Raw genomic sequence first — 12,945 nt, forward strand, 5'->3', positions numbered from 1 at the left:
CGGAGCCACGCAGCCCCGGAGCCACTCAGCCCCAGGGCCGCACCGCCCGCCCGCCTGCGGCATCCGAGCGCTCCGCCGCGACGATCACGTCGTCGACCAGCAGGGCCTCGGCCACCGGACAGACCGGGTCGGCGCCGGTCGCGACGGCGGCCACGAAGTCGGCGAGCAGCGGCTGGTGCGGGTTGGCGGCGGGCGGCAGGAAGAGCGGCGCCGGTGATCCCGCGTCGCCCGCCACCCTTGATCCAGCATCGCCCGCCACCCGTGATCCAGCATCCCCCGCCACCCGTGATCCCGCAGCGCCCGCCACCCGTGATCCCGCGGCGCCTTCCACGCGCCCCGAGTCGAGCGGGTCCAGCGTCACGGTCCGGCCGCCGCCCGTGAGCCGCATCCGGTCCACGGGCGGCCCGTCCCCCCACTCCACGAGGCAGTGCGCCCGCAGCCCCGACCGCCAGCGCAGGGCCAGTTCGGCCTGCCGCTCGGCTCCGCGGGGGAAGCGCCCGCCGAGCCGGGCCGTGATCTCGTACGGCCGTCCGAACAGATGGAGCAGCAGGTCGATCCGGTGGCTTCCGGCGTCGGCGAGGACTCCGCCGCCCGATACGGCGGGGTCGGTGCGCCAGCGCATCGGGTCGTAGGGCCCCGGCGCGAAGGCGCACCGGAAGCGCACCTCCACCCGTTCGGGCGTCCAGCCCTCCAGCTCCTGGCGCAGCCGCCGCACGGCGGGGGCGAGCCTGCGGTAGTAGGCGACACCCGCGCACGGTCCCGCCGTGTCGAGCGCCCCGCCGGTCCCCAGGCCGCCCGCGAGCGGCTTCTCGATCAGGACGGGCAGACCGGCCGCCAACACGGCCTGGGCGAGCGGCACATGGCCCACGACGGGGGTGGCGACGTACACGGCATCCACGTCGGCCAGGAGCACGTCGGGGTCGCCCCCGGAGCGCGCGACGGCGTACCGCTCGGCGGTGCGCGCGGCGCGGCGCGGGTCACGGCCCCAGAGGGCCACCGGCTCCTCGCCGAGCGCGTGCAGGGCGGGCAGCACGCGACGGGTCACGATGTCGCCGTATCCGGCGATGCTCCACCTCAGGGGACGATCGCCACCTTCAGGGTCTCGGGCGGCGGGCCGTCGTAGGGGGCCTGCTCGGCGTCCGGGTAGAGGGAGCGGCTGGCGGAGAGCTGTTCCATGGCCTTGGGGAGTTCGTCGAGAGGATAGGTGTGCGTGAGCAGGTCGGGCAGGCGCAGGGCGTCGGTGCGGCGGTGGGCGAGGCGTTCGGCGACGGCGAGCGCCTCCGCACGCGCGGTGTCCAGGGGTTCGGCGGAGCTGTGCACCCGCAGGCCCTTGCGCTCCCAGGTGACCAGGTCGAGGGTGACGTGCGTGTCCACGTGGTGCGTGCCGAGGAGGACGACGAGGCCGTTCTGCCGGACGAGCCCGACGCAGGCATTGAGGGTCGTGGGAGTGCCGACGGCGTCCACGGCCACGTCGAAGTCCGCGCCGACGGCGGCCAGTTGTTCCGCGCTGCCGTCCACCCGGCGCACCGCGTCCGCGCCCGCGGCGGTGGACCGCTCCAGACGCCAGTCGTCGAGGTCGACGGCGACGGCCTCGGCGGCGCCGCGCGCCACGGCGACCCGCAGCGCCAGCTGCCCCACGGGTCCCTGCCCGACGATCGCGACCCGGTCGCCGAGGCGGATGCCCCGGGTGGCGTGCACGGCGAGCGGCAGGAGCTGCAGGATCGCGCCCTGTTCGTAGGGCACGGAGTCGGGCAGGGCGCCCACGGCCACCTCGCGGGCGAGCGCGAAGTCGGCGTACCCGGTGGTGAGCGGCGTCCGTACGAAGACTCGCTGGCCGGGCACGACACGGCGCACACCCGCCCCGGTCGCCTCGACGACCCCGGCGACCTCATGGCCGAAACAGCCCTGGGAGCAGTGCTCCCGCAGCCCGTGATAGTGGAAGTAGGCAAGGTCGCTCCGGTTGCAGACCGTGCAGGCCCGCACCCTGACGAGTACCTCCAACGGTCCTGGTTCCGGCACCGCGACGTCGGTCACCAGCCTGATGTCGCGTCTGCCGACGAGCTCGTACCTGCGCATGAGCCTCTCCCCTTCACCGGATGCGACCAGCGGAAGTCCCAAGGATTCCCCAACTCGCGCCCCGTCATGGCGGAATCGCCCGGCTCGACCGGTTCGGACGCCTTGACAGCCCTGTTCGGTACGAGCCAATATCCACTATCCGATTGGCCTGGACCAATGGGCAGGAGTCTCACCCCATACTCCGTGCACCGTACGCCCCACGCACCGTCTGCCGCTCCATGCACCGCCTGCCGCTCCACGCACCGCTGCCGCTCCACCACGAGCCACGCACCCGCATTCAGCCCGTACCCGCAACTTCGGAGGTCGCGCCATGGCACCGAGCAGTGACCCGACTCTGGAGCACCTCGCCAACTCCGTGCTACAGCCAGGCTTCGAGGGCACCACGGCCCCCGGCTGGCTGCTCCGCAGGATCGCCGAGGGCCTGGGCTCCGTCGTGCTGTTCTCGCGGAACATCGAGACGCCCGAGCAGGTCGCCCGGCTCACCACGTCCCTGCGCGCGGAGAACCCGGACCTGATCGTCGCCATCGACGAGGAGGCGGGCGACGTGACCCGCCTGGAGGCCTGGACCGGCTCGTCCCGGCCCGGCAACCTGGCCCTCGGCGCCGTCGACGACATCGACCTGACCGAGCGTGTCGCCCACGACATCGGCCGCGACCTGCACGCCGCCGGCATCTCCCTCAACTTCGCGCCCAGCGCCGACGTCAACTCCAACCCGCTCAACCCGGTGATCGGCGTGCGCTCCTTCGGTTCCCGTACCGACGTCGTCTCCCGGCACACCGCCGCCTGGATCCGCGGTCTGCAGCAGGCCGGAGTCGCCGCCTGCGCCAAGCACTTCCCCGGCCACGGCGACACGGTCGTCGACTCGCACTACGGCCTGCCGCAGGTCCAGGGCTCCGCCGAGGAGATCGCGCTCACCGCGCTGCCGCCGTTCATCGCGGCGATGGAGGCGGGCGTCCGTGCCGTCATGACCGCACATCTGCTCGCCCCCGCCTACGACCCGGACCTGCCCGCGACCCTCAGCCATCGCATCCTGGTGGAACTCCTGCGCGGGGAGCTCGACTTCGACGGCCTACTGGTCACCGACGGCATCGAGATGGGCGCGGTCACCGACCGCTACGGCATCGACGGGGCGACGGTGAAGGCGGTCGCCGGGGGCGTGGACGCGGTCTGCGTGGGCGGCGAGAGCGCCGACGAAGCGACGTTCGAGCTGCTCTCCACGGCCCTGGTGAAGGCGGTGCTCGACGGCTCGCTCCCCGAGGGCCGGCTCGTCGAGGCCAGCAGACGCGTGGAAGAGTTCGCCGCCTGGTCCGGCGCACGGTCCCGGGCCGTGGCCCGTGACGCGGGGCCCTCCGACATCGGCCTGGTCGCGGCGCGCCGCGCCGTGCGGGTGCGCCACCGCTCCGGCACCGCGAACGCCGCGCTCCCGCTCGCCGGGACACCGCACGTCGTGGAGCTGTCCCCCACGATGAACCTCGCCGTCGACGGCCACACCCCCTGGGGCGTCGCCGTCCCCCTGCGCGACCTGCGCCCGGGCACCACGTCCGTCCGTCTGACGGAGCCCGAACTCGACCGCGCCGAGGACCTCCTGGACCGGGAGGTCCTGACCCCGGCGACGGGCCGGGCCCTGGTCGTCGTGGTCCGCGACGCGGCCCGGCACCGCTGGATGACCGACACCCTCAACCGGATCCTGCGCTGCCGCCCGGATGCCCTGGTCGTGGAGATGGGCGTGCCCGTGGGCAATGCGTTCGGCGCCACCCATCTCGTCACGCACGGCGCCACCCGGGTGTCGGGCATCGCGGCGGCGGAGCTGCTCGCGGGCGCCGCGGGCTGACCGCGGCCTGACCGCGCCCCGCCACGGGGGGCCTCCGGAGCCCTCGTCTGCCCGACGACGGACGGTCCGGAGGCCCGCTCCCTCACCCCTTCGGCTGCCCCTTGAGCTGTCCCTTGAGCTGTCCCTTGAGCGGCCCGTCACAGCTGAAGTCCGCGCTGCCCGCGCGGCCGTCGGACCAGATCTCCACCGTGCCGAACGAGCAGTTCATGTCGGCCAGGTTGTTGTCACCCGACGCGGACCGGTCGAGAACGAAGTAGTCGACCGTCTCCGACATGTCCTCGAACACGGCGTCCGGGTCCCCGGACGCGCCGAGGTTCGCGGTGATCCGTCCCGTGCAGGTGTACCGCGGCCGCTCCGGCGCGCCGTTCGAGCGGCAGGCGGGCGCGATGCCCGTGGTGGCCGCGAAGGAGGCCCGCACCTGCTCGGCGGTGGTGTCGCGCAACTCGCCGACCGGCACGTACGTCGTGTCCGGCACGAAGAGGTCGTCGACGTGCGCGATCTGCTTGTCGAGGAAGGCGTCGTACCGGCTCTGCAGCCCGCCGTCCCTGCCGAGCCGGGCGCGCCAGCCGTCGAAGCCCGCCGGGTCGTCGGCCCGCAGCAGGCGGTACATCTCCTGGAGCAGCGCGGGGCGTTCGGTCCACAGGAACTCGAAGAACGTCCCCGCGTAGTCGTAGAAGCGGAAGCCGTCGCCGTCGTACGTGGCGTGCAGCAGCTGGTCCACGGTCATCCGCGGGCCGCCGTTCGCCGTATCGTCGATGATGCCCTGGACCAGCGACTTACGGACCTTGATCCCGTCGTCGCGGGTGGCGCCGTCGAAGAACTCGGCCGTCCCCTCGTCCATCGCGGTGGTCCGGTCACCCTGGTACCACGGTCCCTCGCCGAAGAAGCCGGGTACCGCCCAGCGGCCGTTGAGGTAGTGCGTGTACTCGTGGCGGAAGAGCTCCTCCAGCGTCAGCGTGGAGTCCTGCGGCACGCGCCGCTGATAGGTGTAGAAGGTCGCGCCGCGCTCGATGTAGACGCCGCCGTTGTTCGTGTCCATCCCGGTGAGGAGCGGGTGGTAGTTCTCGTAGTCGGCGCGCGAGGCGTAAAGCACTGTCGTGAGACCGGTGTTGGGGTCACCGGCGAGCGGCTCCTCGGTGCCGACGACCCGGTGGAAGTGCGCCTTGACCTGCTTGCTCGCGTAGTAGAGCTGGTCGACGGTGCCCCGGTCGAGGGACGTGCGCACCTTCATGCCGCCCTTGTCGTACGTATAGGTCTGCGGGAAGAGGCGGCGCTCGATGTCGGCCTTGCACACCTTGTACGGCGCACAGGCGTCGAACTCGTTCAGCCAGGTGGCGACCTTGGCCCAAGGGGCGCTGCCCTCACCGAAGTTGCGGGCGGTGACGGCCACGAGGCCGCCGAGTCCGGGGACGATCTCGCCGGTGAGCCCGTCGATCTGGCCGAACCGCCCGTACTCGCTCAGCGCGTCCCGCACCACCCAGGCGTTGCCGGTGCCCTTGAGGAGGGTGTAGGTGGCGAAGGCCTTGAAGGCGGCACGGTACGAGGGGTCGGCCTTGACCGCCGCGTGGAAGGCGGCGTCCTGATTGCCGGGGTAGACGCCGAGGTAGCTCAGGGAGAGCGCGGCGAGCGCGGACCCGCCCCAGGCGGCATCCTTCGCGGTCTCCGCGTGAGCGGCGTCCATGGTCGACAACACCCGCTTGATCAGTGGCAGTTGGTGTTGCCGCAACCCCGGGGCGCTCGCCGCGTAGAGCGCCTCCCGCAGCGAGTCGGCGTTGGTCCGGGTCACGTCGAAGGTGCGGCCCGCCGAGCCGAAGGCCGCGACGGCGCGGCGCATCGCGTCCACGGTCGGGCCGTCGGTCACGTCGATCTCGTCGTGCGAGAAGTCCTGGTAGGCGACGGCGTGCAGATAGGTGAGCAGCTCCAGGAGGTTGCTGCCGTTCTTGCCGTCGTGGGCGGGGGCAAGGCGGGCGATGCGGCTGGAGACGGCCTGGACGTGTGCGTCCGACATGACGGGGGCGAGCCGCGGGTCCCAGGTCCACACGAGGGTGCGCAGACAGCCGTCGGCGGTGACGGCCGGGTCGGCCAGGAAGTCGGCGAACCGCTCCGGCGAGAGTCCGGTCACGCCGTCGAGGGTGCACGGCGCGACGTCGGCCCGCGCCGTGCGCTTCTTCTTCGGTTCGGGCGTGCGGGCGCCCGGCGTGCGGTTGTCCTTGAGCCCGCCGGGCGCCGGGATCTCGTGGGCGCCCGGCTTGGGCGCCTTCGCTCTGCGGTCGACGACGTCCAAGGGGTTCGGGGCGGCGGGCGCGGACGGCGCCGCGGCGGCGCGGGACTTCGCCGCCGCGGGGGGAGGCTCGGCCGCGTAGGCGAACTGGGCGGCCGAGACGCAGAGGGTCACCGCGGTCGCGCCGGCGAGCACGGATCTGCGCAGGGTGCGCAGAGTGCGCAGGGTGCGTAGACGTATCTGGGACACCGAATGCTCCTGTGTGGGAGGTGGGGGCGTGAGGTGCTGTCCATGCGGTGCGGTCAGCATCAACTGACGTTCACGCAGCGGAGTTTGAGCAGGTGCCTCGTGGCCACCGCTGCGTCATGTGATGCGTAACGTAGTAATGTGATATTGCACTGACAACCCCTCAGACGCCGCCAACTGTGCGGGACTTCGGGGCTCAGGAGTGCGACTCGGGCGCTGACCCCGGCTCGCGCAGCGTGCGCAGCAGAAGCCAGCCGAGTGCGGGCAGCGCGATGAGGGGCGCGAGAGCGACCCGCAGCGAAGCGGCATCGGCGACTACACCGATCAGCGGACTCGCGAGGCCGCCGATGCTCACGGTGAGGCCCAGAGTGACGCCGCTCGCCGTCCCCATGCGCCGGGGCAGATAGTCCTGGCCGAGGGTGATGTGCAGGGAGAACGGCACGTACAGCCCGGCCGAGGTGAGCGCGACGGAGACGTACAGGAGCGGACCCGGTACGAGTACGACGCCCGCCACCGCGAGGACCGACAGCGCGTACGACCACCGGACGACCGGGAGGCGGCCGTGCCGGGCGGCGAGCCGCCCGCCCGCGACGGTGCCGACCGCGCCACCCACGTAGAGCACGAACAGCCCTACCGTGCCGGAGACTTCGCCTCCGCCGGTGCGCTCGCGCACGTACAGCGCGAGGAACGTGCTCAGTCCGGTGAAGACGACCGCGCGGCAGACGACGGCGCCGGACAGTATGAGGAAGGACGGCCAGTCGTCCTCGGCGGCAGCGGTCCCCACCGGGGCCTCCCCCGCGGGCGCCGCCGCCTCCCGCGCCCTGACGCTCCGCAGCGCGGCCACGCACAGCACCGCACCGACGAGGGCGGGCACGACGAGCAGCGGTGACGCGCGCAGTCCGCCCGTGGCGACGACGGCGGAGACCAGCAGGGGCGCGGTCGCGAAGCCGACGTTGCCGCCCAGCGAGAACCAGCTCATGGCGGTGTGGCTGCCCCGGCTCGCCTGCCGCGCCACCCGCGCGGCCTCCGGGTGGTACGCGGCGACACCGATGCCGGACACGGCGACGACCAGCAGGGTCAGCCCATGGCTCCCGCCCACCCCGGCGAGGGCGACCCCGGCCCCGCCTACCAACGTGCTCACCGGAAGCAGCCACGGCATCGCCCACTTGTCGGTGAGCGCGCCGAACAGCGGCTGCACCACGGAGGAGAGCAGCGAGGCGGCGAGCACGATGCCGGATGCGGCGGCATAGGTGTAGGCGCGCTCCGACACGAAGAACGGCACCAGGGCCGCGACGGACCCCTGGTAGACGTCGACGCAGGCGTGGGCGAGTGCGAGGGCGAGCAGGGTGATGGGGCGGGTACGGGAGGGGGCGCGCCCGGCGCGGCAAGCGTCCGCAGCCCGGTCCGCGGCCCGGTTCGCAGCCTGGTCCGCGGCCCGGTTCGCAGCCCGGTTCGCAGCCTGGTCCGCGGCCCGGTTCGGGGCACTCTCCGCCGTGTCCGGCGTCCGGTTCGTCGACATCTGCTCATCGTCGTCACGGTCCGCCCTGGCCCGCTTCCGATAAAGTGCCAATCTGTGCCGAACATCCGCCACACCCCCGCAGCGCCCACCGCCACCCGCACGCTGGCCCCCGGCGAGCACATCGACGCGCACCGCCACGACGACCACCAGATCGTCTACGCGGGCTCCGGCGTGGTGACCGTCACCACCGACGCGGGCACCTGGTTCGCGCCCGGCACCCGGGCCATCTGGGTCCCCGCCGGATGCACCCACGCGCACCGCGCCCACGGCCACCTCGCCCTGCACCTGGTCGGTCTGCCCGCCACCACGAACCCGCTCGGCCTCGCCGCCCCGACCGTCCTGGCCGTCGGCCCCCTGCTGCGCGAACTGATCCTGACCTGCACCCGGACCCCGCACGACGAGTCCCCGGAACGCCGCCGCCTGCGCGCCGTACTCCTCGACCAGCTGCGTGCGTCGCCGCAGGAGCCCGTGCAGTTGCCCACCCCGTCGGACCCCCGCCTCACGGCCGTCTGCGATCTGCTGCGCCGCGACCCCGCCGACCCGCGCGGACTGGCCGATCTCGCGACCGCGGCAGGCGCGGGCGAGCGCACCCTCAGCAGGCTCTTCCGGCGCGAGCTCGGCATGACGTTCCCCCAGTGGCGCACCCAACTGCGCCTCTATTACGCGCTGCGCATGCTGGCCGACGGCACGCCGGTCACCACGGTCGCGCACCGCTGCGGATGGTCCTCCACCAGCGCGTTCATCGACGTGTTCCGCCGGGCCCACGGGTACACTCCCGGCGCCCATCACCGGCGCGTCTGATCTTCGACACCCGGTGCCTCAACTGCGGTGTTCGTACGGCCCCTTGGCAGCACCAGTGCCATGTGAAATATTACTGCCGTGCTCACGGGACACCCGTCCGGACCGCCGGACCCCTCGGCCCTTTCACCCGACTCGTACCGCACAGACCGTTCCGACCTCGTCATCGTCGGGGCGGGTGTGGTCGGCGCGGCCTGCGCCTACTACGCCGCCCGCGCCGGCCTCCGCGTCACCGTCATCGACCGCGGCCCCGTCGCCGGCGGCACCACCGGAGCGGGCGAAGGCAACCTCCTCGTCTCCGACAAAGAGCCGGGCCCTGAACTCGAACTCGCCCTCTTCTCCGCCCAGTTGTGGCAAGAGCTCGCCACCGAACTCCCCGCGCGCATCGAGTACGAGACGAAGGGCGGCCTGGTCGTCGCATCCACCGAGCCGGGTCTTGCCGCACTGCGCGACTTCGCCGCGCGTCAGACGGGCGCGGGCGTCGTCGCCGTCGACGTCCCGGCCGACCGCCTCACCGACCTCGAACCGCACCTCGCGCCCGGTCTCGCGGGCGGCTTCCACTACCCGCAGGACGCGCAGGTGCAGCCCGCCCTCGCCGCCGCCCACCTGCTGCGGGCGGCCGCCGACGCCGGACGCCTCACGCTGCGGCTCGGCGAGGAGGTCACCGGGTTCCTCATCGGCGCGCGCGGCGAGGTGCGGGGCGTACGGACACACCGGGGCGAGGTGCGGGCCCCGCACGTCCTCAACGCGGCAGGTACCTGGGGCGGTCAACTCGCCCGCCTGGCAGGCGTGGAGCTGCCCGTGCTCCCCCGGCGCGGCTTCGTCCTCGTCACCGAACCGCTGCCGCGCGTGGTGCGCCACAAGGTGTACTCCGCCGAGTACGTCGCCGACGTCGCGAGCGGCTCCGCGGCGCTGCAGACCTCCGCCGTGGTGGAGGGCACTCCGGCGGGCCCGGTACTGATCGGGGCCAGCCGGGAGCGGGTGGGCTTCGACCGCACGCTGTCGGTCGAGGTCCTGCGGCGCCTCGGGGCCCAGGCCCTCCGGCTGTTCCCCGTACTCGCCGAGGTGCGGGCGATCCGCACGTACGCCGGGTTCCGCCCCTACCTTCCCGACCACCTCCCGGCGATCGGACCCGATCCGCGGGTCCCCGGCCTGCTGCACGCCTGCGGCCACGAGGGCGCGGGCATCGGTCTCGCTCCGGCGACGGGGGCACTGGTCGCCGCGCTGCTCACGGGCCACGAACCGCCGTTGCCCATGGGCCCGTTCGCCCCCGACCGCTTCGCGCGGGAGGGCGCCGCACGATGAGACGCCGCCGATCCTTCGCCGCACGCCCGCCCGCACGACCACGACATCCTTCGAGAGGAGCCGACCTCATGGCACGTGCCGACCGGACCCCCGCCGACCTCGTCGGGGCCGCCCCCGACGCCACCTTCCCGATCACCTTCGACGGACTCCGGCTCGACGCGCTGCCGGGGCAGTCCATCGCCGCCGTGCTCTGGTCCGCGGGGATCCTCGCCTGGCGGACCACCCGGAGCGGCGGGCGGCCGCGCGGGGCGTTCTGCGGGATCGGCCAGTGCCACGACTGCCTCGCGACCGTCAACGGGCGGCCCAACCGGCGCGCCTGCCTGGTCACCGCCAGCCCCGGCGACGCGGTCACGACCCAGGAAGGACACGGTCATGCCGGGCTCGGCATCTGAGGCCCCGTACGGGCCCGGGACGCACCCCAGCCCCGACCCCAGCCCCCACCATGGTCACGGTCACGGCCACGACGAGCGGTACGACGTCGTGGTGCTCGGCGCCGGACCCGCAGGGCTCGCCGGAGCCGTGCGGGCGGCCGAACTCGGCCTACACGTAGCCCTGTTGGACTCGGCAGCACAGCCGGGTGGACAGTTCTTCCGACACCCTGCCCCCGCCGCACGCGCCACCCGCCCCGAGGCCCTCCACCACGACTGGCCGCTCTTCGCCGACCTGCGCGACCGCTTGGAGACGAGCGACGCCACCCCGCTCTTCGGCCACCACGTGTGGACGCTCACGCGCGAGGCCGAGGAGCACTGGGCCGTCCACGCCCTCACCGGCGAGGACGGGCAGAACCAGGACCCGGTGGTCGTGCGCGCCCGCAGCGTCCTCCTCGCCACCGGCTCGTACGAACGCCATCTCCCCTTCCCCGGCTGGACGTTGCCGGGCGTGGTGGGCGCCGGTGGCGCCCAGGCCATGCTCAAGTCCGGCCTCGCCCTGCCCGGCAGGCGCGTGGTCGTCGCGGGCAGCGGCCCCCTCCTGCTCGCCGTGGCCGCATCACTCACCGCGGCCGGTGCCGAGGTCCCCGAACTGATCGAGGCCACCGGCTACCTCGGCTATGCCCGCCGTCCGGGCGTCATCGCGGCCCAGCCAGGAAAGTTGGCGGAAGCCGCGCTCCACGGCACCGCGCTACTGCGCCACAAGGTGCGCCTGCGCACCCGGCACGCGGTGACCGAGGCACACGGTACGGACCGGGTGACCGCGGTGACCGTGTCCCGCCTCGACCGCGACTGGCGTCCGGTACCGGGCTCGGGCCGCCGCATCGCCTGCGACGCGCTGGCTGTCGGCCACGGCCTGATCCCGCAGATCGACCTGGCGACCGGCCTCGGCTGCACCACCCGCCGCGCGGCCGACGGCACACACGCGCTGGCTCTGGGGCCGCTACAGGAGACGTCCTTGCGCGGGATGTGGGCGGCAGGCGAGACCTCCGGCGTCGGCGGCGCGCAACTCGCCGTCGCAGAGGGCGAGTTGGCCGCGCATGCCATCGCGGCCCGGCTGACCGGGCGACGCCCCGCCTCACTCTCGCACCTGCGCGCCCTACGGCGCGGCCGCGACCGGATGCGCGCCTTCGCCGACGTCATGACCGCCGCGCACGCGCCGGGCCCCGGCTGGACCCGCTGGCTCTCCGACGATACGGACGTGTGCCGCTGCGAGGAGGTCCCCGCGGGCCGCGTCCGCGAGGCCGTCACGGAGTACGGCGCCCGTGACGCGCGCACCGTCAAGCTGCTCACCCGGGCGGGCATGGGCTGGTGCCAGGGCCGGATGTGCGGACCGGCGGTGACCTGCCTCACCGCGCCCCCGCCACCACCTTCCTCCCCCTCTCCCTCTATCCCTCCCCCTACCCCTTACTCGGGTCCCGCGTCTTCGGATCGCCGCCCGTTGGCCACGCCCGTGCCGCTCGCCGCACTCGCCGCACTCGCCGCACTCCCGGAAGCGCCACAGGAACCCCACCCGGATGCCCCCGGCACCCCCGACACCCCCGGCACTTCCAGCACGCCCGCCTCCCCGCCCCACCCAACAGAAGGGCAGCCCTCATGACCTCAGCCACGGCCTCCGCCACCTGGACCGCCGAACGCCCCTGGCGCGGCATCATGGTCGCCACCGCGCTCCCCCTGCGCGAGGACCTGTCCGTCGACTACGACGCCTACTCCGAGCACGTCCGCCACCTCATCGGCAACGGCTGTGACGGCGTCGTCCCCAATGGCTCCCTCGGCGAGTACCAGACCCTCACCGACGACGAGCGCGCCCGCGTCGTCCGTACCGCCGTCGAGGCCGCGGGCGACGGGGCCCGCGTGATGCCCGGCGTGTCCGCGTACGGCAGCGCCGAGTCCCGCCGCTGGGCCGAACAGGCCGCGGCGGAGGGCTGCGGCTCGGTGCTTCTGCTGCCGCCCAACGCCTACCGCGCCGACGACCGTTCCGTGCGCGACCACTACGCCGAGGCGGCAAAGGCCGGTCTGCCCGTGATCGCCTACAACAACCCTCTCGACACCAGGGTCGACCTGACGCCGGACGTGCTGGCCCGACTGCACGGCGACGGCAGCGTCGTGGCCGTGAAGGAGTTCTCCGGGGACGTCCGCAGGGCGTACGAGATAGCCGAACTCGCCCCAGATCTCGACCTGTTGGTCGGAGCGGACGACGTCCTGCTCGAACTCGTCCTCGCGGGGGCGGTCGGCTGGATCGCCGGATACCCGAACGCCTTCCCGGCCGCCTGCGCGGAGCTCTACGATGCCGCCCGCGCCCAGGACCTCGCCACGGCACTCCCGCTCTACCGCTCTCTGCACCCGCTGCTGCGTCAGGACTCCAGGACGGAGTTCGTGCAGGCCATCAAGGTCTCGATGGACATCGTGGGCCGCCGCGGGGGTCCGACCCGGCCGCCGCGCGCACCGCTGTCCGGCCCCACGGAGGCGTTCGTGCGGTCGGCCACCGAGAAGGCGCTGGCGGCCGGCCACCGCTAAGACC

Annotated in this window: 10 protein-coding genes; 6 read left to right on the forward strand and 4 right to left on the reverse strand. The window is 73.5% G+C overall.

The window, feature by feature from the left end; translation table 11 throughout:
* Positions 1 to 25: 25 nt before the first annotated feature.
* Positions 26 to 1,078 carry a Gfo/Idh/MocA family oxidoreductase gene (locus ABZ953_RS36025; protein WP_361733224.1) on the reverse strand — a complete coding sequence of 351 codons (1,053 nt, stop codon included), beginning with the start codon at positions 1,076 to 1,078 and terminating at the stop codon, positions 26 to 28.
* Positions 1,075 to 2,076, reverse strand: coding sequence for a zinc-binding dehydrogenase (locus ABZ953_RS36030; RefSeq protein WP_361733158.1), 1,002 nt, complete (start codon positions 2,074 to 2,076; stop codon positions 1,075 to 1,077). Before ABZ953_RS36030 ends, ABZ953_RS36025 begins: the two co-directional genes overlap by 4 nt.
* A 310-nt stretch (positions 2,077 to 2,386) precedes the next feature.
* On the opposite strand from ABZ953_RS36030, the gene ABZ953_RS36035 reads away from it, so the two are divergent.
* Positions 2,387 to 3,907, forward strand: coding sequence for a glycoside hydrolase family 3 N-terminal domain-containing protein (locus tag ABZ953_RS36035; protein ID WP_361733160.1), 1,521 nt, complete (start codon positions 2,387 to 2,389; stop codon positions 3,905 to 3,907).
* A gap of 82 nt (positions 3,908 to 3,989) precedes the next feature.
* Here ABZ953_RS36035 and ABZ953_RS36040 read toward each other — a convergent pair whose 3' ends face one another.
* Both ABZ953_RS36040 and ABZ953_RS36045 read right to left on the reverse strand, forming a co-directional pair.
* Positions 3,990 to 6,377, reverse strand: a complete 2,388-nt coding sequence (locus ABZ953_RS36040; protein ID WP_361733162.1) for a collagenase — start codon at positions 6,375 to 6,377, stop codon at positions 3,990 to 3,992.
* Positions 6,378 to 6,570: 193 nt separating this feature from the next.
* Complete coding sequence (locus tag ABZ953_RS36045) at positions 6,571 to 7,719, reverse strand: MFS transporter (RefSeq protein WP_361733226.1); 1,149 nt, start codon at positions 7,717 to 7,719, stop codon at positions 6,571 to 6,573.
* 228 nt (positions 7,720 to 7,947) lie between these two features.
* Here ABZ953_RS36045 and ABZ953_RS36050 point away from each other — a divergent pair, with 228 nt between their 5' ends.
* From ABZ953_RS36050 to ABZ953_RS36070, 5 genes are all read left to right on the forward strand, one after another.
* Positions 7,948 to 8,694, forward strand: coding sequence for a helix-turn-helix transcriptional regulator (locus ABZ953_RS36050; protein WP_361733164.1), 747 nt, complete (start codon positions 7,948 to 7,950; stop codon positions 8,692 to 8,694).
* Positions 8,695 to 8,772: 78 nt separating this feature from the next.
* The gene (locus ABZ953_RS36055; protein WP_361733166.1) at positions 8,773 to 9,996 is read left to right on the forward strand and encodes an FAD-binding oxidoreductase; all 1,224 of its coding nucleotides are present in this window, start codon (positions 8,773 to 8,775) and stop codon (positions 9,994 to 9,996) included.
* A 68-nt stretch (positions 9,997 to 10,064) separates the two neighbouring features.
* Positions 10,065 to 10,388, forward strand: coding sequence for a (2Fe-2S)-binding protein (locus ABZ953_RS36060; RefSeq protein ID WP_361733168.1), 324 nt, complete (start codon positions 10,065 to 10,067; stop codon positions 10,386 to 10,388).
* Positions 10,369 to 12,024: an NAD(P)/FAD-dependent oxidoreductase gene (locus ABZ953_RS36065; RefSeq protein WP_361733170.1), complete on the forward strand. Its 1,656-nt coding sequence runs from the start codon at positions 10,369 to 10,371 to the stop codon at positions 12,022 to 12,024. The genes ABZ953_RS36060 and ABZ953_RS36065 overlap by 20 nt, the downstream gene beginning before the upstream one ends.
* Positions 12,021 to 12,941, forward strand: coding sequence for a dihydrodipicolinate synthase family protein (locus tag ABZ953_RS36070; RefSeq protein ID WP_361733172.1), 921 nt, complete (start codon positions 12,021 to 12,023; stop codon positions 12,939 to 12,941). The genes ABZ953_RS36065 and ABZ953_RS36070 overlap by 4 nt, the downstream gene beginning before the upstream one ends.
* The last annotated feature ends 4 nt before the right edge of the window (positions 12,942 to 12,945 follow it).

This window comes from Streptomyces sp. NPDC046465 (assembly GCF_040646035.1).
Classification (GTDB): Bacteria; Actinomycetota; Actinomycetes; order Streptomycetales; family Streptomycetaceae; genus Streptomyces.

Coding starts and splice junctions, on each gene's coding strand:
- ABZ953_RS36065 (WP_361733170.1), top strand. CDS start 10,369: ATGCCGGGCTCGGCATCTGAGGCCCCGTACGGGCCCGGGACGCACCCC.
- ABZ953_RS36060 (WP_361733168.1), top strand. CDS start 10,065: ATGGCACGTGCCGACCGGACCCCCGCCGACCTCGTCGGGGCCGCCCCC.
- ABZ953_RS36070 (WP_361733172.1), top strand. CDS start 12,021: ATGACCTCAGCCACGGCCTCCGCCACCTGGACCGCCGAACGCCCCTGG.
- ABZ953_RS36030 (WP_361733158.1), bottom strand. CDS start 2,076: ATGCGCAGGTACGAGCTCGTCGGCAGACGCGACATCAGGCTGGTGACC.
- ABZ953_RS36035 (WP_361733160.1), top strand. CDS start 2,387: ATGGCACCGAGCAGTGACCCGACTCTGGAGCACCTCGCCAACTCCGTG.